The sequence below is a fragment of the Brucella ciceri genome, from assembly GCF_041930145.1.
In the GTDB taxonomy this organism is placed as follows: Bacteria; Pseudomonadota; Alphaproteobacteria; order Rhizobiales; family Rhizobiaceae; genus Brucella; species Brucella intermedia.
Genome location: NZ_JBHEEV010000002.1, coordinates 532,323 through 557,127, shown reverse-complemented (window position 1 = coordinate 557,127; position 24,805 = coordinate 532,323). Strand labels below are relative to the sequence as shown.

Here is a 24,805-nt window from a genome sequence, read left to right as displayed (position 1 = left end):
TATGTTCAGCGCGAGCATTCACATACTGCCTTACTGCCTTACTGCCTTATTGCCCTAACTCCACCGCCCTTATCCGCCGGTTCTCGAACTTGATGCCGATCTTGCCGTCGATGAGATCGAGAGCTTTCTGACCGAAAACCTCGCGGCGCCAGCCATGCAGGGCAGGCACGTTTGCATTGTCGCCTTCCGCGGCGATCTTGTCGATGTCGTCGGAACTCGCCACGATCTTTGCCGCGACGCCGTGTTCCTCTGTCACAAGCTTGAGCAGGACCTTGAGGATATCGGCTGCCGCTGCGCTGCCTTCCGGCGAATGCGACTGCTTTGGCAATTTCGGCAGGTCTTCCTTGGGGATTTCAAGCGCCGACTGGATCGCAGCGACCAGACCGGCAGCCTGAGCGGAACGCTCCCAGCCCTTGGGGATGGAACGAAGACGTCCAAGCGCTTCCGCGTCGCGCGGTTGCTGCTGGGCGATCTCGGCAATCGTGTCGTCCTTGATGATGCGTCCGCGCGGCACATTGCGTTCGCGGGCTTCGCGCTCGCGCCAGGCGGCAACGGCCTGCACGATCGCCTGCTCGATTGGCTTGCGAACGCGCGCCTTCACCCGCCGCCATGCGTCGTCGGGATGAAGGTCGTAGGTTTCGCGGGAAGTGAGCACCGCCATTTCCTCGTTCACCCACTCGCTGCGACCCTCTTTCTCAAGTTCCTGCTTCAGATAGAGATAGATGTCGCGCAGATAGGTCACGTCCGCCAGCGCGTAGTCGAGCTGCTTTTCGGAAAGGGGGCGGCGCCGCCAGTCGGTAAACCGCGATGACTTGTCGATGTGCTTGCCCGTAACCTTCTGGACGAGCTGGTCGTAGGAAATGGCGTCGCCAAACCCGCAGACCATTGCTGCCACCTGACTGTCGAAGACGGGAGAGGGGATCAGGTCGCCGAGGTGGAAGACGATTTCGATGTCCTGCCGCGCGGCGTGGAAAACCTTGACCACCTTTTCGTCGGCCATCAGGCTGAAGAAGGGTGCGAGGTCCAGTCCCGGCGCGAGAGCGTCCACGAGCGCCGTGTGGTTGGGCGAGGCCATCTGGATAAGGCACAATTCCGGCCAGAACGTCGTTTCGCGGATGAACTCCGTATCGACTGTGACGAAATCGGATTTGGCAAGGGCGGATACGGCCTCTTCGAGGGCCTCTGTCGTCGTAATAAGATGCATGGTTACCTTTTAGAGAAAGCGCGGCCGCTTGTCGCGAAAGAATGCGCAAAACGCGCCGTATAACAAGTGCAAATAGTGTTTTTTGTCGATACTTTGCGTCAAGGCGCCCGAACCTCGACGCTTGCAGAGAGTGCAGACTTGACAAAACCTGGTCAAAATGCGCTTTTCCGCCAGAATTTGCAGCGCTTTGCCTGCACTGATTTATCTTACCAAAAGGCAGAAATCATGCACCGTTACCGCAGCCATACCTGCGCAGCCCTTCGCAAGACGGACGTTGGTTCCAACGTTCGCCTTTCCGGCTGGGTTCACCGCGTCCGTGACCATGGCGGCATTCTCTTCATCGATCTTCGCGATCATTACGGCATTACCCAGATCGTGGCCGATCCCGATTCGCCCGCCTTCAAGGTTGCCGAAACCGTTCGCGGCGAATGGGTTATCCGTGTCGATGGTGAAGTGAAGGCCCGCGCAGACGATGCGGTCAACGCCAACCTGCCGACCGGCGAAGTCGAAATCTTCGCAACGGAAATCGAAGTGCTGGCGGCTGCCAAGGAACTGCCGCTGCCGGTCTTCGGCGAACCGGACTATCCGGAAGACATTCGCCTGAAGTACCGCTTCCTCGACCTGCGCCGCGAAACGCTGCACAAGAACATCATGAGCCGCACGAAGATCATTGCCGCGATGCGCCGCCGCATGACCGAGATCGGTTTCAACGAGTTCACCACGCCGATCCTGACGGCTTCCTCGCCGGAAGGCGCGCGCGACTTCCTCGTGCCGAGCCGTATTCATCCGGGCAAGTTCTACGCGCTGCCGCAGGCGCCGCAGCAGTACAAGCAGCTTCTGATGGTTGCTGGTTTCGACCGCTACTTCCAGATTGCGCCCTGCTTCCGCGACGAAGACCCGCGTGCCGACCGCCTGCCGGGCGAGTTCTACCAGCTCGACCTCGAAATGAGCTTCGTGACCCAGGAAGAAGTCTGGGAAACGATGGAGCCCGTCATGCGCGGCATCTTCGAAGAATTTGCCGAAGGCAAGCCGGTGACGCAGAAATTCCGCCGCATCGCCTATGACGATGCGATCCGCACCTATGGTTCGGACAAGCCGGACCTGCGCAACCCGATTGAAATGCAGGCCGTGACCGAACATTTTGCAGGGTCGGGCTTCAAGGTCTTCGCCAACATGATCGCCAACGATCCGAAGGTCGAAGTCTGGGCAATCCCGGCCAAGACCGGCGGAAGCCGCGCATTCTGCGACCGCATGAATTCCTGGGCGCAGGGTGAGGGCCAGCCGGGCCTCGGCTATATCTTCTGGCGCAAGGAAGGCGACAAGCTTGAAGGCGCCGGCCCGATTGCCAAGAACATCGGCGAAGAACGCACCGAAGCGCTGCGCAACCAGCTCGGCCTCGGCGATGGCGACGCCTGCTTCTTCGTGGCTGGCCTGCCGTCCAAGTTCTACAAGTTCGCGGGCGACGCCCGCACGCGCGCCGGTGAAGAACTGAACCTCGTCGATCGTGACCGTTTCGAACTGGCATGGATCATCGACTTCCCGTTCTACGAATGGGACGAGGACAACAAGAAGCTCGACTTCGCGCACAACCCGTTCTCCATGCCGCAGGGCGGTATGGACGCGCTGGAAAACCAGGACCCGCTGGCGATCAAGGCTTACCAGTACGATCTCGTCTGCAACGGCTTTGAAATTGCTTCCGGCTCGATCCGTAACCAGCTGCCGGACGTCATGGTCAAGGCATTCGAGAAGGTCGGCCTCAGCCAGCAGGACGTGGAAGAGCGCTTCGGCGGTCTCTATCGCGCATTCCAGTACGGCGCGCCTCCGCATGGCGGCATGGCCGCCGGCATCGACCGTGTCATCATGCTTCTGGTCGGCGCGAAGAACCTGCGCGAAATCTCGCTGTTCCCGATGAACCAGCAGGCGCTCGATCTCCTGATGAACGCGCCTTCGGATGTGACGCCCGCGCAGCTGCGCGACCTGCATATCCGGCTGGCTCCGGTACAGAAGAGCTGAGCGGTTTTACAGAAAGAAAAACCCGGCCTTGAGCCGGGTTTTTTATCAACTGAGAGAAAAGCCCGGTGGAAATGCACCGGGCTTTTTTCATTCTGGGGCGCTTCCGATTGAAACGGGATGGTCGGAATCGCTCCAAGTATTTGTTTTGCCGCATTATTCAGCGCAAAACCGCTTCGCGCTATTGCTGGAAATGCTCTAGTTGTTGGCGTCGACGCTGATTTTCAGAAGCTGGATGATCTTGGTCGGATCCAGCGATGCGGTCGCAACGATGGACGCGAAGGTCACCGGCTGATCCGGCGATGCGCTGATGGTCAGCGACTTCGGATCGGTGAAATACTTGTCGGCCGCGACCTTGAGCTGCTGGGCGAATTCCGGGTTCTTGAGCTGTGTCGCCATCAGCGGAACCATCATCTTCATCTGCTCGCCGAGCTGCTTGCCGTCCGCGCCCTGCTGCTTCGCATAATAATCCAGGACCTTCTGGGTCAGGGTATCGTTATCGAAGCGGATCGACAGGTTCTTTAGGTTGAGCTGTTCCGCCAGACCAAGAATGGCGAGACCGGCGGCGTCCTTGTCCGCATCGGCCTTGCTCATGTTTTCCTGCGTCTTCTGGACGGCTTCGAGGAATGCCAGATCATACCCGCCGAGGCTGCCGGTGATGTTGATCTTGCCGAGTTCCTTCGCCTCAAGCTCCAGCTGGTCCAGCGACGTGTCGCCGGAAGTCGGCGACCAGCTGCCCTTCGAGGTCAGCGAGCCGTTGAACGTGTTCATGTCGAGCGGCGCCAGCGGGTTCTTGCCGCCCTTTTCAAATGTCGCGTCGATATTGGCGATGGTCCAGACATAGCCGATCTTCTCGGCCTTGTTGGTGGTGTCGAGCGACAGGTCGAAGCCCTTCACCGTGGCGCCGTCTTTGCCCGGCGTGCCGAACAGGATTTCATCGACCTTCAGCTTGTCATACATGACGACGCTGTCGAGCGGGCCCTTGGCCTTTTCCGACGGAATGTGCACGTTCTGCAGGGCAAGGCCCTTCATTTCGGCCTTGTCGTTCTTGTCGGTCTCACCGGCAAGCGCCAGGTCGGGCACGGTGACCTGCTCGATGCTGTAGCCGCCGTCCGGTGCATCCTGAACGTTCTGCAGCGTCACGTCACCGATGGCGGTTTCCTTTTCGCCGATGGTCGGCAGCTTGATCTTGGTGCCCTGAAGCACGATGTCGGAGCCGCTCGCCTGGACATTGGCGAAGCTCAGTTCGCCACCCTGTTTGGCATAGAGCGCCTTGATGCGCTCGGCGACTGCATTGGCGTCTGCGGCCATGGCAGCACTGCCGAATACCAGCGAAAGCGCTGTTCCGGCAGCCAGAACACGTGCCGCTGGCCTGATATTGACGAAAACCTGCATTCGAAGCTCCTGCCTGATCTTTAGAGCGCATCCCGAAAAGCGTGAAACGGCTTTCGGATGAGATGCGCATCAAAACAAAGGATCAGAGCGCCGATCTGTTCCAATCGGATCGGCGCTCTGATGTAGCGCGGCATTCATAGGCGGAAATCACTCGCAATAACAACATGATTTCCTCAGCCTGCGATTGCAGCGGGGGAAATTCACCCTGATAGCTCTATAGGACGCAAATGGCGGCAGGATTGCGACTATTGCACACTAATGTACTGGATTGGTTCTCCTGAACTCTTGCTGGCGAATCGCGCAGTTGGTACGAAGAGACATGGGAAAAAGTCTGATTCCGCCGGACGACGGCGAAGAACACATCGAGCGGGTCGATCTCAAATCGGCTCTCGAGGAACGTTACCTCGCTTATGCGCTGTCGACGATCATGCATCGCGCGCTGCCGGACGTGCGCGACGGCCTGAAGCCCGTGCATCGCCGCATCATGCATGCCATGCGCCTGCTGCGCCTCAATCCCGATCAGGCCTATGCGAAATGCGCCCGTATCGTCGGCGACGTGATGGGTAAGTTCCATCCGCATGGCGACGCATCGATTTATGATGCGCTGGTGCGTCTGGCGCAGGATTTCGCGGTGCGTTATCCGCTGGTGGACGGGCAGGGCAATTTCGGCAATATCGACGGCGATAATGCTGCCGCCATGCGTTACACAGAAGCGCGTATGACGGAAGTCGCGACGCTGCTGCTCGAAGGCATCAACGAAAACGCCATCGATTTCCGTCCGACCTATAATGAGGAAGACGAGGAACCCATCGTCCTTCCCGGCGCTTTCCCGAACCTGCTCGCCAACGGCTCCGCCGGTATCGCGGTCGGCATGGCGACCAACATTCCGCCGCACAATGTGGCGGAGCTTTGCTCGTCGGCGCTCTATCTGATCAATCATCCCGAAGCGCCGGTGGAGGAACTTGTTACCTCGCCCGAACAATGGGAAGAACTGAAGCGCGAAGCCGAGACCGATCCGGCAGCTCTGCTGAAATGCAAGGTGCGAGGCCCGGATTTCCCGACCGGCGGCATTCTTGTCGAAGAGCACGGCAATATCCTCGATGCCTATCGCACGGGCCGCGGCGCGTTTCGTGTCCGCGCGCGTTGGGAAAAGGAAGAGGGCAATCGCGGCACCTGGGTGATCGTCATCACCGAAATTCCCTATCAGGTGCAGAAGTCGCGCCTCATCGAAAAGATCGCCGAACTGCTTCTGGCAAAGAAGCTTCCATTGCTTGACGATGTTCGCGACGAGTCGGCGGAAGACATTCGCATCGTTCTGGAGCCGAAGAACCGGACGGTCGATCCCGAACTGTTGATGGAATCGCTGTTCAAGCTGACCGAGCTGGAAAGCCGCGTTTCGCTCAACATGAACGTGCTGTCGCACGGCAAGGTGCCGAATGTCCTGTCGCTGGGAGCCGTCCTGCGCGAGTGGCTCGACCATCGCAAGGAAGTGCTCGTCCGCCGTTCGCAATTCCGGCTGGCGGAAATAGAACGGCGCCTGGAAATTCTCGGCGGCCTGCTGATCGCCTATCTCAACCTTGATGAGGTGATCCGCATCATCCGTGAGGAGGATGAGCCGAAACAGGACCTGATGCGCACCTTTGAACTGACCGACGTTCAGGCCGAGTCGATCCTCAACATGCGCCTGCGTTCGTTGCGCAAGCTTGAGGAATTCGAAATCCGCAAGGAGTTCGATGACCTCACGGTGGAGAAGACGGACCTTGAAGGGCTGCTCGCCTCCGGCACGCGCCAATGGAAGAAGATCAGCGCCGAAATCAAGTCGGTACGCGAAAAGTTCGGCCCGAAGACCGAACTTGGTGCGCGCCGCACGACCTTCGCCGACGCGCCAACCCACGATCTGGAAGATATCCATCAGGCAATGATCGAGCGCGAGCCGGTCACGATCGTTGTATCCGAAAAGGGCTGGCTGCGGGCGATGAAGGGGCATCTGGCCGATTTCTCGACGCTCGCCTTCAAGGAGGGCGACAAGCTCAAGCTCGCTTTCCATGCCGAGACGACCGACAAGCTCCTGTTCTTCACGACAGGCGGCAAGTTCTTCACCATCGGCGCGAATACGCTTCCGGGCGGTCGCGGACATGGAGAGCCGATCCGCATCCTTGTCGATATGGAAAACGATCAGGACATTCTGACAGCCTTCGTGCACGATCCGGCGGCGAAACTGCTTCTCGTCAGCCACGAGGGTAACGGTTTTATCGTTCCCGAAAGCGAGGCTGTGGCCAATACCCGCAAGGGCAAGCAGGTGATGAACGTGAAGGCGCCGGACGAGGCGAAGCTTTGCCAGCGTGTTTCCGGCGATCATATCGCAGTGGTCGGCGAGAACCGCAAGATGGTGGTCTTCCCGCTTTCCGACATTCCGGAAATGACCCGCGGCAAGGGCGTGCGCCTGCAAAAATACAAGGATGGCGGTGTGTCCGACGTCCGCACCTTTGCAATTGCCGAAGGACTTTCCTGGCAGGATTCGGCAGAGCGCACGTTCAATCGCAGCAAGGAAGAGCTTGTGGAATGGATCGGCGCGCGCGCCTCTGCGGGCCGTCTGGTGCCAAAGGGCTTCCCGCGTTCAGGCAAGTTTTAAACTTGCAGTTGGAGGCTGCTCGAGAGCCTACAAGTTGTGATCGATTTTCGAGCTGATTGCGGCTTTACTTACAACACGACCCAGCGGGTCGTGTTGTAAGGAGAAAATCATGCAGGTTCGTCCGGCCTTACTCAATGACGCTGTACTCATTGCGAGATTTTAAGGCGTTCGATCAGTGAACTGTGCGAGGCAGATCACCATAATCGCGATGATATCCTCGCGCCGTGGCTAGCCAACAAGACGCCTGAAAACGTGTTCAAGTGGATTGAAGCTCCATCTCAACTGATGCTCGTTGCTGAAATAGGGAATGCCATAGCCGGTGTGGGGCTGGCGACGGATGAGGGAGAGATCCTGCTGAATTATGTTGCGCCGGAATTTCGCTTTCATGGTGTCAGCAAGGCGCTCATTTCAAAACTCGAGGAATATCTTTTATTTCGAAAGGTGGCTGTTGCGCGTCTTGTCAGTACCGAAACAGCGCGCCGTTTTTATGCCGGACGAGGGTATGTAGCGGTAGGCGAAGCGGAGATAAGGCGCGGCGGAGAGCTCTCATATCCCATGGAAAAACCGCTGGTAGGCTAGCCCTCGAACCGCTGCCAGCCGCGGGGGCCAAGGTGCTCCTGCGGTGTGAAGCGGATTTTATACTGCATCTTGCGTGATCCCTCGACCCAATAGCCGAGATAGACATGCGGCAGACCGGCGGCATGCGCGCGCTGGATATGATCGAGGATCATATAGGTGCCAAGCGACCGATCATGCATATGCGGTGAGAAGAACGAATAGACCATCGACAGACCATCGGCCATCACGTCGGTAAGTGCTACCGCGACCAGCTCTCCATCGCCCTTGGCGCTGATGAAGCTTTCCGGGCCGCGCTTGCGATATTCGATGATCTGCGTGTTCACATGCGTATCCTCGATCATCATCGCATAATCGAGAACCGTCATGTCCGACATGCCGCCCGAGCGATGGCGCGCATCGAGATAATCGCGGAAAAGCGCATATTGCTCGGTGCTGGGCTGGGCCTTGTGCACGCGTCCGATCAGATCGTTATTCTGCGTCCAGACGCGCCGCATGTTGCGCGTCATCTTGAACTCTCCGGCAAGGATGCGAACGGATATGCAGGCCCGGCACAATTCGCAGGCCGGACGATAGGCTATGTTCTGGGATCGGCGGAAACCGCCCTGCGTCAGGAGATCGTTGATTTCGTTCGCCTTGTCGCCGACCAGATGCGTAAAGACTTTTCGCTCCATCTGGCCTTCGAGATACGGGCAGGGAGACGGAGCTGTCAGAAAGAACTGCGGAGACTGTTGCGGTTGATGGGTCATTCAATATCCACGAAATGGCAATACCGAAACCATCACGATACTTTTTGTAAGGATTGAGCCGACCGCACAAAACGTCAATAGGCATTTTGCGCAGCCGGCTCTGAATTTTTTTGATCTGAAGCGCACCCCGAAAAGTGGGAGCCGGTTTTCGCGCCAGGATGGCCGATAAAAAAGCAGAGCATTTCCGGTGTTTCATGAAGAATCAGGAAATGCTCTGTCGTTTATCGATCAGAACGAATGACAGCCGTGCCGAGCAGAAGATCGTGCACGGTGCGCTTGCGGTCGAGAACCAGCGTTGCAAGCAGGATCAGCGGCGTCAGGACGACATTCAGACCCCAAAACAGGACCGTATGGACGATTGCGAGCATGGGATCGACCGTGCCGCCTTCAAGCCGGACGAGCTTGATATTCATCATCTGCATGCCCTTGGTGGCCTGCTGCGGCCCGCCCAGGGTCCGCGCGACATAAAACAGCGCCACCATCGGGAACATGATGCCGTAGAGCATCCAGCCGAGGCTGAGCGTGATTATGCCCAGGATTGCGATGACGATTGCTGCCGGGATGCAGAGCAGGAAAACAATCAGGTAATCGATGAGAAAAGCCATAATGCGGCGCGTGCGCACGCCTTCAAAAAATGCGCGGCTTTCATAACGCGGGCCCATGACTTCGCCGTGCAGGATATGGTCGGACATTTTTCCTTCCAGTCGTTTCAAAAGAAGCGCCCGGGGGGATTTGACAACCGGCGCTGCCCCGCCACCTCGGCGGAACAGTCATCAACATGGGAACCAAAACCGGCGGATTCAAGGAAATGTGATGATTTCCCGAAAGGGTGCCTTGCCGGTCAGCCTTGCTGTTTAAGCTTTTGAGCTGCTTCGATTGCGAAATAGGTGAGAATTCCATCACAGCCGGCGCGCTTGAAGGCGAGCAGGCTTTCCATCATCACCTTTTCTTCGTCGATCCAGCCGTTGATCCCGGCGGCCTTGATCATCGCATACTCGCCCGACACCTGATAGGCATAGGTGGGAAGGCGGAATTCGCTCTTCAGGCGATGGATGATGTCGAGATAGGGCAGGCCCGGCTTGACCATCAGCATGTCCGCGCCTTCGGCAATGTCCTGCTCGGCTTCGCGCACGGCTTCTTCCGGATTGGCCGGATCGAGATAATAGGTCTTCTTATCGCCTTTCAGCAGGCCCTGCGTGCCGATGGCGTCGCGATATGGACCGTAAAAGGCGGAAGCGAACTTGGTTGCATAGGACATGATGGGAATGTGGCAGAAGCCATGTTCGTCCAGCGCTTGGCGCACGGCGCCGACGCGACCGTCCATCATGTCGGAAGGTGCGATGATGTCGGCACCGGCTTCGGCTTGCGAAAGCGCGCCCCGAACCACCATGGCGACCGATTCGTCGTTGATGATTTCGCCGTTGCGCAGGATGCCGTCATGGCCATGCGTGGTGAACGGGTCGAGCGCCGCATCGGTGATAATGCCGATTTCCGGCACTTCCTTCTTGATTGCGCGCACGGCGCGATTGATCAGATTGTCCGGGCTTGCGACGAAAGCGCCGTCCTCGGTCTTCACTTCCAGCTTCTCGCGCGGGAAGGGCGCGATGGCGGGGATGCCGAGCTTGGCGGCTTTCTCCGCCATGCGCACTGCCATGTCGACCGAATAGCGCTCGACGCCGGGCATGGCTTCCACGGGCTCGGCAACGCCGGTGCCATAGGTCAGGAAGAACGGCAGGATAAGATCATCGACCGTCAGCCGGGTTTCCTGCACGAGCCTGCGCGACCAGTCGGCCTTGCGCATGCGGCGCAGGCGTCTGCTGCCGGTGACGTCATCGACATGCTGGCTGATATTGGCGGGCAGATATTTGGACTGGCGATCGGTCATGAGGCTATTCCCGAGAATGGAGGCCCTGGAACATGAAATCGCAGGGCTGGTCAAAAAGACCACCGGTAACTTTATGGATCTAGTGGATTTTCGAATTTGACGTTTGAAACGGGATTAATATCGGACGGATATCAAACGTCAAATTCAATCCACTAGTATCGGATGCGCTTCGTTTATCATGGGAAAAGTGCCGAAACCAAGAACATTGACCTGTGCAGGATTGACGCGGGGCGTCTCACTTTCTACCCATTTACAGGAACGGGAGACACGATATGCAGATTGACTTCGGCGGTGGCAGCGAAATCAGCTTTGAACGCAAGGGAAAAGCGGGGCTTGTGAAGCTTACGCGGACCGAAGCCCTCAATGCGCTCACGCATAAGATGATTCTGGCGCTCGACCGCGCATTGCAGTCCTGGGAAGACGACCCTGAAGTGGCATGCGTCATTCTCGAAGGCGAGGGGCGGGCCTTCTGTGCCGGCGGCGATGTGGTCGCTGCCTACAAGTCCGGTCAGGCCGGAACACCAGCTTACGAATTCTTCCGCGACGAATATCGGCTCAATGCGCGCATTGGCCGTTTTCCAAAACCTTATATCTCCCTGATCAACGGCATCGTCATGGGCGGCGGCGCGGGCATCTCCGTTCATGGTTCGCATCGCATCGTGACGGAAAACACCATGTTTGCCATGCCGGAAACCGGCATTGGCTTCTTCCCCGATGTAGGGGGTAGCGCATTTCTCCCGCATCTGCATGATAATTTCGGGTATTATCTGGCGCTCACCGGCAACCGCATCCGCTGGGGCGACTGCCTGCAGAGCGGGATCGCAACCCATGCGGTCGCCGCAAGCGATCTGCATGACCTGCGCGAAGACATCATCGCTACCGCCGACATCGACGCGGCGCTGACGCGCAGCCAGTACCCCGATTTTGAAACCTCCGTCGAAACCCGCCAGATCATTGCGGAGTGTTTTTCGGGCGCAACGCTTGCCGACTGCATGGCCGCGCTGGAAAAAGAAGCGGAAGCCGGCAACAAGGCCGCAATGGACATTGTGAAGGTGATCGCCACGCGCTCCCCGACCAGTGTCGCTGTCACTTTCCGCCAGATTGCCGATGGGCGCGCGCTCGATCTCGACGATTGCATGCGCATGGAATACCGCATCGCCAACCGCATGCTGGAAGGGCATGATTTCTATGAGGGCGTTCGCGCATTGCTTATCGACAAGGACGGCGCGCCGACATGGAAGCCTGCAACGCTCGATGACGTGAAGCCCGAACAGGTCAACGCCTATTTTGCAAATCTCGGCGACGGGGAACTGACCTTGTGAGGATCTCCTGATGCATATGAACGAGCTGCGCCAGCATATCCAGCCCAGCGGAACCGAATGGGCCTTCACATGGTTCATCCGGATACTCGCGCTCGTGGCGCTGGCCAGCGGTGTGTTCTACTGGGTCAGGCTGATCGGTATTCATCCCGGGCTTCTGTGGCGGTTCGACCTGATGCCATGGACCTGGCAGACGGCGGTCGTCGCTCTGGCTGTTCTGATGCCGGTCGCGGCAACGGGACTATGGATGCGGGCGCCCTGGGGGCCTGTGCTATGGTTCGTGGCAGCACTCGGCGAAATCGCCATCTATTCCGTTTTTTCGCGACATTTCGAGTACAAGCCGCTCACGGTCGGGTTCAACGCGGCCTGCATCGTCATATTTATCGCATTTCGCATTCTGCTCTTCTTTGAGAAGAAACGGCAGGCCCGCGCGAGCCTGCCGATATAGATTCTATAGCGGCTGCGTTCCTTCATAGCGGGCGAAGGGCTTCGTCATCTGGCCTTTGAAAAGCAGCACATCATAGGTTTGGGCCTTGCTGCCCGGCATATCCATGCCGGGCGAGCCCATGGGCATTCCGGGGGCGGTCAGCCCCGTTGCCTGCGGACGTTCCGCCAGAAGCCGCTTGACCGCGCCAGCCGGAACATGCCCCTCAATGACATATCCATCGACGACCGCCGTGTGGCACGAGGCAAGATTGGCGGCGACACCATGTTTTGCCTTTACGCTGTCCATCGCTTCCTCGACCTTCACGGTCACATTGAACCCGGCGGCTTTCATATGTTCGGCCCAGCCGTCGCAGCAGCCGCAATAAGGGTCCTTGTACATGGTCATTTGCGGAGCGGCGGAAACGGGTTCGGCATGAGCGAAATTCGTGAAGCCGGTAAAGCTTAACAGTCCGCCGACCACAAAATACTGTGCGAAACGAAGCGTCATGGTCCCTCCAATGGAATGTTGATAGCCGGTAACTAGCTCCTGTCCACATACTTCTCAAATGACGAAAGTTTAATGTGACGCGCTTTCCAAGGCCCGGAAAACCGGCATTTTACGCCAAAACAGCGCATTGCGGAGCAGGCTCAAGGTCGCCGCGGAGTAAGCAAACATTAAGCCTGAATGGCCAATTTTGCCGGTAAGTTACTGTTAAGGCTGACTTTTAAGTCGAATTTTATGCATCTCCCCTAAATTGCTCTCAAGACGGTGAGAAACAATACACCGCGTAAAACAGGACAGAGAGCTGCATCATGGTTTCATGGAATGCGGCTCCGGCAGAGAGGCAAAAGAAATGATCAACGCACAGCGCAAGACGGAGTTGTCCGTTCCGCTCACGACACCGGAAACCGCACTTCGCTCGCTCTATCTGGAAGCCCTCCAGCTGGTCGAGCGCCTGCATCGCCGCCTGCTCGACGTCGTCAAGGACGAGTTCGACCGCAACGGCCAGAGCGACATCAATGCGACGCAGGCGCTTCTGCTTTTCAACATCGGCAATTCGGAACTGACGGCAGGCGAACTGCGCTCGCGCGGTTACTATCTCGGCTCCAACGTTTCGTACAATCTGAAGAAGCTGGTCGAGATGGGCTTCATCCATCATCAGCGCTCGCGTGTCGACCGCCGTTCGGTGCGCGTCAGCCTGACGGACAAGGGCAATGCCATCGCCGATCAGGTGGCCGCGCTCTACGAACGCCATATCTCTTCCATCGAGCAGATTGGCGGTATTCAGGTCGATGAATTCATGGCGATGAACAAGTCGCTGCAGCGTCTCGACCGCTTCTGGAACGACAGCATCGCATACCGCCTCTGATCTCGGCTCGCCGCCTCTGGCTGACTGATGGTTTGTTGCAGAACTGTCACAACAGGCTGCCATTGAGAAGAATAAGGCGCTGTGAAGCTCTCAATCGTAAGGCGCGTGGCTTGAAATTCCGGCCATGCGACATGATTAAGCCATAAAAAACGACATAAGCGTTTTACAATGGCACGGGCAATATTGTGCCTCCTTCATTCAGGAATGGGCTCGAAAGTCGAATTTCGGATAAGCGGGCATCGTCGCATCGCTTTCTGTCCGGATATCGCCTTGCTGAACTATTGCTGATATTCTCTGGGAAGATCCCGCGCGAGCGGTTAGCCTTTTGGGACTACGCAAGATGACCAAGACCGACAGACCAGCCGATGCTTTCAAAGTAGATCGCCGCAGTTTCCTGCGCGGCGCGGCAACCGCCGGCCTTTCCGTGGCAGCCTCCGCCATGGTTTCCTCGGCCTATGCCCAGCAGGTTCTGACTGATGTTATCGCAGCGCCGCGGCGCGGCAACTGGGACGACCAGTTCGATGCCCGTGCAACGGGCGGACAACGCGTCGCGACCAACCAGCCGGTTCTGAGCCCCCAGACGGTCGGCAATCTCCAGACTGCCATCGCGCAGTATACCGACATTGCCGGTCGCGGCGGCTGGCCGAGCGTGCCGGGCAATGCAAAGCTCCAGATCGGCGTGACCGATCCCGCCGTGCAGGCGCTGCGCAAGCGTCTCATGATTTCCGGCGACCTGCCGCAGGAAGCCGGTCTTTCCAGCTCGTTCGACACCTATGTCGATGCTGCCGTCAAGCGCTTCCAGTCCCGTCACGGCCTGCCTGCCGATGGCGTCATGGGGCAGTTCACCTATGCCGCGATGAACGTGGACGCGAATACGCGCCTCGGACAGCTCCAGACCAATCTCCAGCGGCTTTCGCCACTGGCCGATCAGGGCATGCAGGAACAGCGTTTCGTGATGGTCAACATTCCGGCCGCGCGCATCGAAGCCGTTGAAGGCGGCAGCGTCGTGCAGCGTCATACGGCGGTTGTCGGCAAGATCGATCGCCAGACGCCGATCCTGAACTCAAAGATTCACGAAGTCATTCTCAATCCTTACTGGACCGCGCCCAAGTCGATCATCCAGAAGGACATCATTCCGCTGATGCGGAAGGATCCGCAATATCTGGCGAAGAACAAAATCCGTCTCTACGACCAGTCCGGTCAGGAAGTTGCGCCTGAAACCGTGGACTGGAACACGGATGATGCAGTGAAGCTGATGTTCCGTCAGGACCCGGGCAAGATCAACGCCATGTCCTCGACCAAGATCAACTTCCACAATCAGCATCAGGTCTATATGCACGACACGCCGCAGAAGAGCTATTTCAACAAGCTCATGCGCTTCGACTCTTCCGGCTGCGTCCGCGTCCAGAATGTCCGCGATCTCGACGTATGGCTGTTGAAGAACACGGCCGGTTGGGATCGCCAGACCATCGAAAATACGATCAAGTCGGGTACGAACACGCCGATCCAGGTTGCCGATCCGGTTCCGCTGCACTTCGTCTACATTTCCGCATGGTCCACCGGCGACGGCGTGGTGCAGTTCCGCGACGACATTTACAAGATGGACGGTGCAACGGCCCTCGCGCTTGGCACCGACACCTGATTCTCATCTCGACTGCGCGTTTCAAGCCGTCCGGACCCGTTCCGGGCGGCTTTTTCGTCTTGGCTCAATTATCAAATCGGTTTGCCGCATTTTGGAATAAGCTTTTCGCTTTGCGGCCATTGGCCTTGTGCGCTCAAGTGTGATAATGCGCCTCATCCATATAGCTTTTACCGGCTAACCCGGAGGGTGTGAAACATGTCTCAAGCCAACGCCGCCGCCAAGAACGCGTCTTCCGACGTTTTCTTCAATGCAAGCCTCGAGGACATCGATTCCGAGATTTTCGGTGCAATTCGCAACGAACTCGGTCGTCAGCGTCATGAAATCGAGCTGATCGCCTCGGAAAACATCGTTTCGCGCGCTGTTCTGGAAGCACAGGGTTCCATCCTTACCAACAAATATGCCGAAGGCTATCCGGGCAAGCGCTATTACGGCGGCTGCCAGTATGTCGACGTTGTGGAAGAACTGGCCATCGAACGCGCCAAAAAGCTCTTCGGCGCAGAATTTGCCAACGTTCAGCCGAATTCCGGCAGCCAGATGAACCAGGCCGTGTTCCTCGCGCTGCTCCAGCCGGGCGACACGTTCATGGGCCTCGACCTGAATTCCGGTGGCCACCTGACGCATGGTTCGCCGGTCAACATGTCCGGCAAGTGGTTCAATGTCGTTTCCTACGGCGTCCGCAAGGACGACCACCTGCTCGACATGGACGAAGTTGCCCGCCTTGCACGCGAAAACAAGCCGAAGCTCATCCTTGCCGGTGGCACCGCCTATTCGCGTATCTGGGACTGGAAGCGCTTCCGCGAGATTGCCGACGAAGTCGGCGCCTATCTCATGGTCGACATGGCGCATATCGCCGGGCTGGTTGCCGGTGGCGTTCATCCTTCGCCGGTCCCGCATGCGCATGTCTGCACCACGACGACGCACAAGTCGCTTCGCGGTCCGCGTGGCGGCATGATCCTCACCAACGATGCCGACATCGCCAAGAAGATCAATTCGGCTGTCTTCCCCGGCCTTCAGGGTGGCCCGCTGATGCACGTCATCGCTGGCAAGGCTGTCGCCTTCGCGGAAGCACTGAAGCCGGAGTTCAAGCTCTATGCGAAGAACGTCGTCGACAATGCGCGCGCACTGGCCGAAGAGCTGAAGTCCCACGGCCTCGACATTGTTTCGGGCGGCACCGACAACCACCTGATGCTGGTTGACCTGCGCCCGAAGAACGCGACGGGCAAGCGTGCAGAAGCTGCTCTTGGCCGCGCCAACATCACCTGCAACAAGAACGGCATTCCGTTCGACCCTGAAAAGCCGTTCGTCACGTCCGGCGTTCGTCTTGGCACGCCTGCCGGCACGACGCGTGGTTTCGGCGTTGCTGAATTCAAGGAAATCGGTTCGCTGATCGCCGAAGTTCTCGACGGCCTGAAGGTTGCCAATTCCGACGAAGGCAATGCCGCTGTCGAACAGGCCGTGAAGGAAAAGGTCATCGCGCTTACCGACCGTTTCCCGATGTACGGTTATCAGGGATAAGCCGGTTTCCATGATCGAGAGAAAACCCCGTTCAACCCTGTTGAGCGGGGTTTTTTTCATTCTCCCATCCGGTAGGTGGATTGCCACTAATCGGCTATGATCGGCAGGAATCGGCTACGGAGAGCGCGCTCTTGAGTTTTCAAGGGGAGTGACCCCACATATGAGCGGTCCATTGCCAGTGTTAAGGTTGCCAGTTTTGAAGCTGCCGATATTGAAATTGAAAGAGTTCCATGCGTTGTCCCTATTGCCAGTCTGAAGATACGCAAGTGAAGGATTCCCGCCCGGCGGAAGACGGTGCTGTCATCCGCCGGCGTCGTGTCTGCTCGGTTTGCGGCGGGCGTTTCACGACCTTCGAGCGCGTGCAGTTGCGCGACCTGATGGTCGTGAAGAAAAGCGGGCGTCGCGTTCCTTTCGATCGCGACAAGCTCACGCGGTCCATCGAGGTGGCGTTGCGCAAGCGCGATGTCGATAATGACCGGGTTGAACGGGCTATTTCAGGCATTGTCCGCCAGCTTGAAAGTTCAGGCGAAGCGGAAGTCACCTCCGACGAGATCGGGCGGCTGGCCATGGATGCGCTGAAAGGCATCGACGATATCGCCTATATCCGCTTTGCGTCAGTCTATCGCAATTTCAGCAAGGCCGTCGATTTCCACAATGTCATCGACGAGCTGACGGTTCCTGAAACCGAGGACGATCTGGACGCTTGAGCATGAGTGGCAGCAAGTTTCCGCATTCGGACGTGACTTCGGATGATGTTCGCTTCATGGAGGCGACGATCCGTTATGCGCGCCGTCACAAGGGGCTGACCGGCACCAATCCGTCCGTCGGCACGATCATTGTCAAGGATGGCGTCATCGTCGGGCGCGGCGTGACCGCGCTGGGCGGCAGGCCCCATGCGGAACCGCAGGCGCTGGCGGAGGCGGGAGACGCCGCGCGTGGCGCGACGGCTTATGTGACGCTGGAGCCATGCGCCCATCACGGGCGCACGCCGCCCTGCGCCGAAACGCTGGTGCGGGCAGGGGTGGCGCGTGTCGTGGCGGCGGCGACCGATCCGGACGAGCGGGTCAGCGGAAAGGGCTTCGCCATCCTGCGTGAAGCAGGGATAGAGGTCGTACCCGGCATTCTCGCCGATCAGGCTGCCGACGATCTGGCGGGCTATCTGAATCGATCTGCGAAGAAGCGCCCGGAAGTGATTCTGAAACTTGCGCTTTCCGCTGATGGCATGATCGGCAGGCGCGGCGAGGGACAGGTCGCGATAACGGGACCGATTGCGCGTGCGCAGTCCCATATCCTCCGCGCGCAGACAGATGTTATCCTGATCGGTATTGAAACAGCGCTTGCGGATGATCCCGTTCTGAACTGCCGCCTTCGGGGGCTGGGACAGCGTTCGCCGGTCCGCGTGGTGCTCGATGGCGGATTGCGCCTGCCGCTTTCGTCAAGACTCGTACAGACCACCGATGCCCAGCCCTTGTGGATCGCCTGCGGCGAGGAGGCGTCGCCCGAACGGCGTTATGAGTTGACGGCTGCCGGTTGCCGCATCCTCGCGACCGAAGCCGACGATTGCCGCATCGCATTGCCCGAGTTGATGGACGATCTTGCCGCGCAGGGCATTTCCTCGGTTCTCGTTGAAGGCGGCGCGGGCGTTGCAAAGAGCTTTCTCGACGAGGGGCTGGTGGACCGGCTTGCCATCTTCCGTTCGCCGGTTGAAATCGGCTCGGAACATGGGGTTGCCGTGGACGGCCTTGAAACCCATATCGCAGACGAATTCAAAATTCTGAGGCAGGCGCGCTATGGCGACGATGCCTATGCAGAATATGTAAGGAAGATTTGATGTTTACAGGCATTATCACCGATATAGGCAAGGTTGACCGGATCAAGCCGCTGAATGAAGGCGTCCTTCTGCGTATCGAGACCGCCTATGACCCGGAAACGATTGAACTGGGCGCGTCGATTGCCTGTTCCGGGGTCTGCCTGACGGTGGTGGCGCTGCCGGAAAAAGGCACCAATGCCCGCTGGTTCGAGGTGGAGGCATGGGAAGAGGCGCTGCGCCTCACCACGATCTCCGCTTGGCAGAACGGACGCAACATCAATCTGGAGCGTTCGCTGAAGCTTGGCGACGAAATGGGCGGTCATCTGGTTTCCGGCCATGTGGACGGACAGGCTGAAATCATCGACCGCAAGGAAGAGGGCGACGCCGTGCGTTTCACCTTGCGCGCGCCGGAAGAACTGGCACCGTTCATCGCCCAGAAGGGTTCGGTTGCCCTTGATGGTACGTCGCTGACGGTCAATGGTGTCGATGGAAACGAGTTCGATGTGCTCCTGATCCGCCACTCGCTGGAAGTCACAACATGGGGCGAGCGGAAAGCGGGCGATAAGGTAAATATCGAGATCGACCAGCTGGCACGATACGCAGCAAGGCTTGCGCAATATCAGAAATAGGCTTAGAGCCTAAAACTCTAAAGCTGTAACAGCATTTCCCGATTTTAAGCGTTGACCGCAATCGTTGCGGTCCGCAAGATTTGTCATGGAGTCTCTCATGTCCAAGCACGAGGCGCATGCGCCGCATTTGCTTATTGTTGAAGCGCGTTTCTACGATGATCTCGCCGACGCGCTTCTGGATGGCGCAAAGGCAGCCTTGGATGAGGCAGGGGCGACCTATGATGTCGTGACGGTTCCCGGCGCTCTCGAAATTCCGGCGACGATTTCCTTTGCGCTCGACGGTGAAGAAAATGGCGGCACGGAATATGATGGCTATGTCGCGCTGGGCACGGTCATCCGTGGTGAAACCTATCACTTCGATATCGTTGCCAATGAATCCTGTCGCGCGCTCACCGACCTTTCGGTCGAGGAGAGCATCGCCATCGGCAACGGCATCCTGACCGTCGAGAACGAAGAGCAGGCATGGGTTCGCGCCCGCCGCGCTGACAAGGACAAGGGCGGTTTTGCTGCCCGCGCCGCACTGACCATGATCGACCTGCGCAAGAAGTTCGGAGTCTGATCGTTATGAGTTCTTCTACCGGAGGCCGCCCGACTCCCAATGCCCCGCGCATGGCCAACAAGCGCGGCGTCGCCCGTCTTGCTGCCGTGCAAGCGCTCTATCAGATGGATGTGGCCGGGACGGGCGTCCTGGAAGTGGTGGCCGAATACGAAGCTTTCCGCCTCGGCAAGGAAGTGGACGGCACGCAGTATCTCGATGCCGATCCGCAATGGTTCCGCGCAATCGTAGCCGGCGTCGTGGATGAGCAGCTGAAGCTCGACCCGATGATCCATCAGGCGCTGACGGAGGACTGGCCGCTGTCGCGTCTCGATTCGACGCTGCGCGCCATTCTCCGCGCCGGTGCATGGGAATTGCAGACGCGCAAGGACGTGCCGACGGCAGTCATCGTGTCGGAATATGTCGATATCGCCAAGGCCTTCTATACGGAGGAAGAGCCGAAGCTGGTCAATGCCGTGCTCGATCGTCTGGCGTTTGTCATTCGTGGCGAGAGCCGTGGCGTGAAGCCGCGCTGATCCGGCTTCGCCGACGATAATCCTGAAAGAAGGGCTGTGAGAAATCGCAGCCCTTCTTTCATTGTACGCTGGCAAAGAACGACTTGACGTTTGTTAAACCGTTTCGCATGTTGGTCGCGCGGCATTGAGAATGCTGAAATGCAGGGAATCGCGCCAATTCATTGAATCCAAGGCGTAAGTTTCCTGGCGAATATACCGAAGAAGCCCGGTATCTTGCATTGGCTTCAGGCACTTCCATGCCGCTCAGTCGGGTCCGGGGAGGGGTTTTCGGGCCTATCCTGCGCACGTGTCTGCCGACATCGCGGCTCGCGGTCAGACGGCAGCCAGCGCGAGCTATGGAGCGCGTTCCGATCTGTTGCGGCAGGCCGGCGCTCCAATTGTCTGGGTGGCCGCGCATATTTTCCGAAAATCGTTTCACATTTTTCGGGATGCGCTCAATGGGAGTTGGCCTTTATGCAAATGGGAGTGGCAGTCTTAGTTCTCGTCATTGCCTGCGGCGTGCTTTCCGTTCTTTTCGCCATATGGGCGATCCGTTCGGTTCTCGCAGCCGATCAGGGGACGCAGCGCATGCAGGAAATTGCTGAAGCCATCCGCGAGGGTGCCTCAGCCTATCTCACAAGACAATATTCAACGATTGCCATCGTTGGCGTCGTGGTTTTTCTCGCCGCCTGGTATCTGCTGTCGATCAGTGCGGCAATCGGCTTTTTGATCGGTGCAGTTCTGTCGGGCGTCACCGGCTTCATCGGAATGCACGTTTCGGTTCGCGCCAATGTGCGCACTGCGCAGGCGGCATCGCTCAGCCTTGCCGGGGGGCTGGAATTGGCCTTCAAGTCCGGGGCCATTACCGGTCTTCTGGTGGCCGGGCTCGCGCTGCTCGGCGTCTCCGTCTACTATTTCATTCTCACCGTCTGGCTTGGTTACGCGCCCTCTGATCGCACCGTTATCGATGCGCTGGTGTCGCTCGGCTTCGGCGCTTCGCTTATTTCCATCTTTGCGCGTCTTGGCGGCGGCATCTTCACCAAGGGCGCAGACGTTGGCGGAGATCTCGTCGGCAAGGTGGAAGCCGGTATCCCGGAGGATGACCCGCGCAACCCCGCGACCATTGCGGACAATGTCGGCGATAATGTCGGCGATTGCGCAGGCATGGCCGCCGACCTGTTTGAAACCTATGCGGTGACAGTTGTTGCCACCATGGTTCTCGGCGCGATCTTCTTCAACGGATCGGATGTTCTTTCAAGCGTCATGCTCTATCCGCTGATGATCTGCGGCGCCTGCGTGATTACGTCGATCGTGGGCACTTTCTTCGTCAAGCTCAGCGTCGATGGCTCCATCATGGGCGCGCTCTACAAGGGGCTGATCGCAACGGGCCTGCTTTCCATTGTCGGGCTTGCCGTCGCCAACACGCTGACGATCGGCTGGGGCGAGATCGGAACGGTCGCCGGAAAAAGCATCACTGGCACCAATCTCTTCATCTGCGGGCTGATCGGCCTCATCGTTACCGGTCTGATCGTGGTGATTACGGAATATTATACCGGCACCAACAAGCGCCCGGTCAATTCCATCGCGCAGGCCTCTGTGACGGGGCACGGCACCAACGTCATCCAGGGGCTGGCGGTTTCGCTGGAATCGACCGCGCTTCCGGCAATCGTGATCGTTGGCGGCATTATCTCGACCTACCAGCTTGCGGGCCTGTTCGGGACCGCTATCGCCGTTACCGCCATGCTCGGCATTGCGGGCATGATCGTAGCGCTCGATGCTTTCGGCCCGGTTACCGACAATGCCGGCGGCATCGCGGAAATGGCCGGTCTCGACCCGGAAGTCCGCAAGGCCACCGATGCACTGGATGCCGTGGGCAACACAACCAAGGCTGTCACCAAGGGCTACGCCATCGGTTCGGCGGGGCTTGGTGCGCTGGTGCTGTTTGCGGCTTATTCCAACGATCTGGCCTATTTTGCCGCCAACGGGCAGACCTATCCCTATTTCGCGGATATGGGGCCTGTCTCCTTCGATCTCTCCAACCCCTATGTAGTTGCGGGACTGATCTTTGGCGGCCTTATCCCTTATCTGTTCGGTGGCATGGCGATGACCGCCGTGGGCCGGGCCGGGGGCGCGGTGGTTCAGGAGGTGCGCCGCCAGTTCCGCGAGAAGCCGGGCATCATGACCGGCAAGGAACGCCCGGATTATGCCCGTGCGGTCGATCTTCTGACGAAGGCGGCAATCCGCGAAATGATCATCCCGTCGCTCCTGCCTGTGCTGGCGCCGATTGTCGTCTATTTCGGCGTTTTGCTTATTTCAGGCTCCAAGGCTGCGGCCTTTGCAGCCCTTGGTGCATCGCTTCTGGGCGTCATCATCAATGGCCTGTTCGTCGCAATTTCCATGACATCTGGTGGCGGTGCATGGGACAACGCCAAGAAGAGCTTCGAGGACGGGTTTACCGATGCCGATGGCGTGAAGCACCTGAAAGGTTCGGAAGCGCACAAGGCATCGGTGACGGGCGATACGGTCGGCGATCCCTACAAGGATACTGCCGGTCCAGCCGTCAATCCGGCGATCAAGATCACCAACATCGTGGCCCTGCTGCTGCTGGCTGTGCTGGCGCATATGTCCTGACGGACTGAGCTTCAAACAAAGAAAACCCGCCGTGAAGGCGGGTTTTTCGTTTTGGAGGTATCGGCAGGATCAGTTGCTGGGGCCGCCTGCGGCGCCCGGCAAGGATGTCGGGGCCTTGGACACGCCCTGAATGATCTGGCCGAGGAAGCTCTGGTCCTTGCCGCCGGTCGGCGTCGTGCGCGACACGAAATCGAACAGCTTGCCGTCCTTCAGGCCGTAATTGGCGATGTGCTCGACCTTGCCGTCCTTGTCGAAATAGATGGCGAGGATCTGTCGCTCGATGATCTTCGGCTTCATGAACTGCGCGGCGCGGTAACGCTTCTGCGAAATGTAATAGAACACTTCATTGTCGAAGGTCGCGGTGGTGGACGGCGTGCCGAGCGCCAGAAGCACCTGCTCGCGGCTGGAGCCGACAGGGACCGAATCAAGCGCGTTCTGATCGAGTACGTAACCCTCTGTCAGAGTTTCGGACGGATTAAGCGTGGATGCAGTATTGCACCCCGCAAGCGCCACTGAGACGAGAATTGCCGTGCCTGCGAGAAGAGCACGCTGCGTGCGCATGCTTGGAAAAATTCGCTGCAACAAAGACCTCTCCATACATTCTAAATCAGCGCGGCACTTTCGCCGTCGGGAGAACTTCGGTAAACCACCTTGCTTATTTATGCAACTGGAACGGTCGTACGGACATGATTCTCCAACTTTTCCGCCGCAAATCCAAAGCAAACGAGGCAATTATGCTTCGCGTTTACGAGGTGATCGTGGCGGCGGCGCGGCAAAAACGGTTCTATGCACAATTTCAGGTGCCTGACACGCCGCTGGGCCGTTATGAAATGCTTTCCCTTCATATTTTCCTCGCGCTTCACCGCATGAGGGGAGAAAACAGGGCGCTTGCCGATCTCGCGCAGGAAATCGCCGACGAGTTTTTCAAGGATGTCGACCATTCGCTTCGCGAACTGGGCATCGGCGACCAGGGCGTGCCGAAGCGCATGAAAAAGCTTGCGCGCATGTTCTATGGCCGCGTCGCGGCTTATGGCGAGGCGCTCGACGCGAATGATGGCGATGCGCTGGCGGCGGCCCTGACGCGAAACATCCGCCCGGATCTCGAATTCTGGCCGCATGCCCACCATTTGGCTGAATATGTGCTGGCGTGCCGCGACCGGCTGCAAAAAATTGCAGACGACGCTTTGGTGGCAGGCGACATTTCCTATATGGATGCAGACTAAAGCATGTCTCCGAAAAGTGGGAACCGGTTTTGGGAGACATGCATGGGAACAAAACTTAAGAGCGCATCCTGAAAAGTGTAAAACAGTTTTCGGATAAGATGCGCGCCAAAGGCGACTTTGCGCCAACGAACAATGCTGAAAAAGGCCAATGAGAATGACTGATAAACCGGCGCTCACCTATCCTGTTCCGGTTCTTCACCTGCCGCAAAAGGGCGTAACGGTGAAAATAGGCACGGATGAGAAAGAGCGCGCAGCGCTCGCGGCAGACCATGGGCTTGAGGCCGTGAATGCCTTTGCCGCAGAGTTTCTGATTACGCCTTGGAAAAAGGATGGTATCCGGGTGCGTGGCCGTATCGACGCGGAAATCGTTCAATCCTGCGTCGTGACGCTGGAACCGCTGACCAACAGCATTGCCGAGGAAGTCGATACGATTTTCGTGCCGAAAAATTCACGGCTGGCGCGAATTCAGCTTGATGATAGCGGCGAAATGCTGCTCGATGCGGAAGGCGCGGACAGTCCGGAAGTTTTTGTCGGCGACAAGATCGATGTCGGTGCGATTGCGGAGGAATTCTTCGATCTCGCCATCGATCCCTATCCCCGCAAGCCAGGCTTGCCGGACGATAGCGAGCCGAAGGTTTTCGGGGACGATGATGGGGAAGAGAAGCCCGTTTCGCCATTTGCGAAACTTTCGGAATGGCAAAAGAAGCCGTAATTCACAGTGAGTTTGTCAGAATTTGGT

At 58.3% G+C, this 24,805-nt stretch carries 23 protein-coding genes; 16 read left to right on the top strand and 7 right to left on the bottom strand.

Annotation, left to right across the window (positions count from 1 at the left end; translation table 11 throughout):
• Window positions 1–46: 46 nt before the first annotated feature.
• Window positions 47–1,204, bottom strand: a complete 1,158-nt coding sequence (gene rnd, locus JNC63_RS05875) for a ribonuclease D (RefSeq protein ID WP_006466472.1) — start codon at window positions 1,202–1,204, stop codon at window positions 47–49.
• Between the two features lie 225 nt (window positions 1,205–1,429).
• Here rnd and aspS point away from each other — a divergent pair, with 225 nt between their 5' ends.
• Window positions 1,430–3,217, top strand: a complete 1,788-nt coding sequence (gene aspS, locus JNC63_RS05870; protein ID WP_006472405.1) for an aspartate--tRNA ligase — start codon at window positions 1,430–1,432, stop codon at window positions 3,215–3,217.
• A 195-nt stretch (window positions 3,218–3,412) separates the two neighbouring features.
• On the opposite strand, the gene JNC63_RS05865 is transcribed toward aspS, so the two are convergent.
• Complete coding sequence (locus JNC63_RS05865) at window positions 3,413–4,609, bottom strand: aq_1923 C-terminal domain (protein WP_063620085.1); 1,197 nt, start codon at window positions 4,607–4,609, stop codon at window positions 3,413–3,415.
• A gap of 319 nt (window positions 4,610–4,928) precedes the next feature.
• Between JNC63_RS05865 and JNC63_RS05860 the strand changes: the two genes are divergently transcribed.
• Window positions 4,929–7,241, top strand: a complete 2,313-nt coding sequence (locus JNC63_RS05860) for a DNA topoisomerase IV subunit A (RefSeq protein ID WP_039852494.1) — start codon at window positions 4,929–4,931, stop codon at window positions 7,239–7,241.
• Between the two features lie 156 nt (window positions 7,242–7,397).
• Window positions 7,398–7,820: a GNAT family N-acetyltransferase gene (locus tag JNC63_RS05855; protein WP_080556936.1), complete on the top strand. Its 423-nt coding sequence runs from the start codon at window positions 7,398–7,400 to the stop codon at window positions 7,818–7,820.
• Here the strand turns inward: JNC63_RS05855 and JNC63_RS05850 are convergent.
• The 3 genes from JNC63_RS05850 to hemB form a co-directional block, all read right to left on the bottom strand.
• The gene (locus JNC63_RS05850) at window positions 7,817–8,566 is read right to left on the bottom strand and encodes an arginyltransferase (RefSeq protein ID WP_006466476.1); all 750 of its coding nucleotides are present in this window, start codon (window positions 8,564–8,566) and stop codon (window positions 7,817–7,819) included. The genes JNC63_RS05855 and JNC63_RS05850 overlap by 4 nt on opposite strands.
• 221 nt (window positions 8,567–8,787) lie before the next feature.
• Complete coding sequence (locus JNC63_RS05845) at window positions 8,788–9,258, bottom strand: RDD family protein (protein WP_006472776.1); 471 nt, start codon at window positions 9,256–9,258, stop codon at window positions 8,788–8,790.
• A 149-nt stretch (window positions 9,259–9,407) separates the two neighbouring features.
• Window positions 9,408–10,451, bottom strand: coding sequence for a porphobilinogen synthase (gene hemB / locus JNC63_RS05840; RefSeq protein ID WP_025091367.1), 1,044 nt, complete (start codon window positions 10,449–10,451; stop codon window positions 9,408–9,410).
• 272 nt (window positions 10,452–10,723) lie between these two features.
• Here hemB and JNC63_RS05835 point away from each other — a divergent pair, with 272 nt between their 5' ends.
• Window positions 10,724–11,773, top strand: a complete 1,050-nt coding sequence (locus JNC63_RS05835; RefSeq protein ID WP_006466479.1) for an enoyl-CoA hydratase/isomerase family protein — start codon at window positions 10,724–10,726, stop codon at window positions 11,771–11,773.
• Between the two features lie 10 nt (window positions 11,774–11,783).
• Complete coding sequence (locus JNC63_RS05830; protein ID WP_006466480.1) at window positions 11,784–12,218, top strand: DUF6163 family protein; 435 nt, start codon at window positions 11,784–11,786, stop codon at window positions 12,216–12,218.
• A 3-nt stretch (window positions 12,219–12,221) separates the two neighbouring features.
• On the opposite strand, the gene JNC63_RS05825 is transcribed toward JNC63_RS05830, so the two are convergent.
• On the bottom strand, window positions 12,222–12,704 hold the full coding sequence (locus JNC63_RS05825) for a DUF411 domain-containing protein (protein ID WP_006466481.1): 483 nt from the start codon (window positions 12,702–12,704) through the stop codon (window positions 12,222–12,224).
• A gap of 346 nt (window positions 12,705–13,050) precedes the next feature.
• Between JNC63_RS05825 and ldtR the strand changes: the two genes are divergently transcribed.
• The 9 genes from ldtR (at window position 13,051) to JNC63_RS05780 (ending at window position 22,843) form a co-directional block, all read left to right on the top strand.
• Complete coding sequence (ldtR, locus tag JNC63_RS05820; protein ID WP_025091369.1) at window positions 13,051–13,566, top strand: transcriptional regulator LdtR; 516 nt, start codon at window positions 13,051–13,053, stop codon at window positions 13,564–13,566.
• Window positions 13,567–13,906: 340 nt separating this feature from the next.
• The gene (locus tag JNC63_RS05815) at window positions 13,907–15,208 is read left to right on the top strand and encodes a L,D-transpeptidase family protein (RefSeq protein WP_025091370.1); all 1,302 of its coding nucleotides are present in this window, start codon (window positions 13,907–13,909) and stop codon (window positions 15,206–15,208) included.
• Window positions 15,209–15,403: 195 nt separating this feature from the next.
• Window positions 15,404–16,723 carry a serine hydroxymethyltransferase gene (glyA, locus tag JNC63_RS05810; protein WP_006466484.1) on the top strand — a complete coding sequence of 440 codons (1,320 nt, stop codon included), beginning with the start codon at window positions 15,404–15,406 and terminating at the stop codon, window positions 16,721–16,723.
• 230 nt (window positions 16,724–16,953) lie between these two features.
• On the top strand, window positions 16,954–17,430 hold the full coding sequence (gene nrdR, locus JNC63_RS05805; RefSeq protein WP_006466485.1) for a transcriptional regulator NrdR: 477 nt from the start codon (window positions 16,954–16,956) through the stop codon (window positions 17,428–17,430).
• A gap of 2 nt (window positions 17,431–17,432) precedes the next feature.
• Entirely contained in the window at window positions 17,433–18,554 is a 1,122-nt protein-coding gene (ribD, locus tag JNC63_RS05800; protein ID WP_025091371.1) for a bifunctional diaminohydroxyphosphoribosylaminopyrimidine deaminase/5-amino-6-(5-phosphoribosylamino)uracil reductase RibD, read from the top strand.
• Complete coding sequence (locus JNC63_RS05795) at window positions 18,554–19,162, top strand: riboflavin synthase (RefSeq protein ID WP_006472784.1); 609 nt, start codon at window positions 18,554–18,556, stop codon at window positions 19,160–19,162. The genes ribD and JNC63_RS05795 overlap by 1 nt, the downstream gene beginning before the upstream one ends.
• A gap of 97 nt (window positions 19,163–19,259) precedes the next feature.
• On the top strand, window positions 19,260–19,721 hold the full coding sequence (locus tag JNC63_RS05790) for a 6,7-dimethyl-8-ribityllumazine synthase (protein ID WP_006472785.1): 462 nt from the start codon (window positions 19,260–19,262) through the stop codon (window positions 19,719–19,721).
• Window positions 19,722–19,726: 5 nt separating this feature from the next.
• On the top strand, window positions 19,727–20,233 hold the full coding sequence (gene nusB / locus JNC63_RS05785) for a transcription antitermination factor NusB (protein ID WP_006466489.1): 507 nt from the start codon (window positions 19,727–19,729) through the stop codon (window positions 20,231–20,233).
• 453 nt (window positions 20,234–20,686) lie between these two features.
• A complete protein-coding gene (locus tag JNC63_RS05780) occupies window positions 20,687–22,843 on the top strand; it encodes a sodium-translocating pyrophosphatase (protein WP_021587783.1) in 2,157 nt (718 codons plus the stop codon).
• Between the two features lie 69 nt (window positions 22,844–22,912).
• Here JNC63_RS05780 and JNC63_RS05775 read toward each other — a convergent pair whose 3' ends face one another.
• A complete protein-coding gene (locus tag JNC63_RS05775; protein WP_006466492.1) occupies window positions 22,913–23,428 on the bottom strand; it encodes an outer membrane protein assembly factor BamE in 516 nt (171 codons plus the stop codon).
• Window positions 23,429–23,529: 101 nt separating this feature from the next.
• Between JNC63_RS05775 and JNC63_RS05770 the strand changes: the two genes are divergently transcribed.
• Together JNC63_RS05770 and JNC63_RS05765 are read left to right on the top strand one after the other, a co-directional pair.
• Window positions 23,530–24,066: a ubiquinol-cytochrome C chaperone family protein gene (locus tag JNC63_RS05770; protein ID WP_025091372.1), complete on the top strand. Its 537-nt coding sequence runs from the start codon at window positions 23,530–23,532 to the stop codon at window positions 24,064–24,066.
• A gap of 154 nt (window positions 24,067–24,220) precedes the next feature.
• Window positions 24,221–24,778, top strand: coding sequence for a YceD family protein (locus tag JNC63_RS05765; RefSeq protein ID WP_025091373.1), 558 nt, complete (start codon window positions 24,221–24,223; stop codon window positions 24,776–24,778).
• The last annotated feature ends 27 nt before the right edge of the window (window positions 24,779–24,805 follow it).

Bases quoted from the DNA above. Each gene is read 5' to 3' on its own strand.
- glyA (WP_006466484.1), top strand. From the start codon at position 15,404: ATGTCTCAAGCCAACGCCGCCGCCAAGAACGCGTCTTCCGACGTTTTC.
- aspS (WP_006472405.1), top strand. From the start codon at position 1,430: ATGCACCGTTACCGCAGCCATACCTGCGCAGCCCTTCGCAAGACGGAC.
- ldtR (WP_025091369.1), top strand. From the start codon at position 13,051: ATGATCAACGCACAGCGCAAGACGGAGTTGTCCGTTCCGCTCACGACA.
- JNC63_RS05790 (WP_006472785.1), top strand. From the start codon at position 19,260: ATGTCCAAGCACGAGGCGCATGCGCCGCATTTGCTTATTGTTGAAGCG.
- JNC63_RS05770 (WP_025091372.1), top strand. From the start codon at position 23,530: ATGATTCTCCAACTTTTCCGCCGCAAATCCAAAGCAAACGAGGCAATT.
- JNC63_RS05865 (WP_063620085.1), bottom strand. From the start codon at position 4,609: ATGCAGGTTTTCGTCAATATCAGGCCAGCGGCACGTGTTCTGGCTGCC.
- JNC63_RS05850 (WP_006466476.1), bottom strand. From the start codon at position 8,566: ATGACCCATCAACCGCAACAGTCTCCGCAGTTCTTTCTGACAGCTCCG.
- JNC63_RS05830 (WP_006466480.1), top strand. From the start codon at position 11,784: ATGCATATGAACGAGCTGCGCCAGCATATCCAGCCCAGCGGAACCGAA.
- JNC63_RS05845 (WP_006472776.1), bottom strand. From the start codon at position 9,258: ATGTCCGACCATATCCTGCACGGCGAAGTCATGGGCCCGCGTTATGAA.
- nrdR (WP_006466485.1), top strand. From the start codon at position 16,954: ATGCGTTGTCCCTATTGCCAGTCTGAAGATACGCAAGTGAAGGATTCC.
- JNC63_RS05795 (WP_006472784.1), top strand. From the start codon at position 18,554: ATGTTTACAGGCATTATCACCGATATAGGCAAGGTTGACCGGATCAAG.
- JNC63_RS05825 (WP_006466481.1), bottom strand. From the start codon at position 12,704: ATGACGCTTCGTTTCGCACAGTATTTTGTGGTCGGCGGACTGTTAAGC.
- JNC63_RS05780 (WP_021587783.1), top strand. From the start codon at position 20,687: ATGCAAATGGGAGTGGCAGTCTTAGTTCTCGTCATTGCCTGCGGCGTG.
- nusB (WP_006466489.1), top strand. From the start codon at position 19,727: ATGAGTTCTTCTACCGGAGGCCGCCCGACTCCCAATGCCCCGCGCATG.
- hemB (WP_025091367.1), bottom strand. From the start codon at position 10,451: ATGACCGATCGCCAGTCCAAATATCTGCCCGCCAATATCAGCCAGCAT.
- JNC63_RS05765 (WP_025091373.1), top strand. From the start codon at position 24,221: ATGACTGATAAACCGGCGCTCACCTATCCTGTTCCGGTTCTTCACCTG.
- JNC63_RS05835 (WP_006466479.1), top strand. From the start codon at position 10,724: ATGCAGATTGACTTCGGCGGTGGCAGCGAAATCAGCTTTGAACGCAAG.
- ribD (WP_025091371.1), top strand. From the start codon at position 17,433: ATGAGTGGCAGCAAGTTTCCGCATTCGGACGTGACTTCGGATGATGTT.
- JNC63_RS05860 (WP_039852494.1), top strand. From the start codon at position 4,929: ATGGGAAAAAGTCTGATTCCGCCGGACGACGGCGAAGAACACATCGAG.
- JNC63_RS05815 (WP_025091370.1), top strand. From the start codon at position 13,907: ATGACCAAGACCGACAGACCAGCCGATGCTTTCAAAGTAGATCGCCGC.
- rnd (WP_006466472.1), bottom strand. From the start codon at position 1,204: ATGCATCTTATTACGACGACAGAGGCCCTCGAAGAGGCCGTATCCGCC.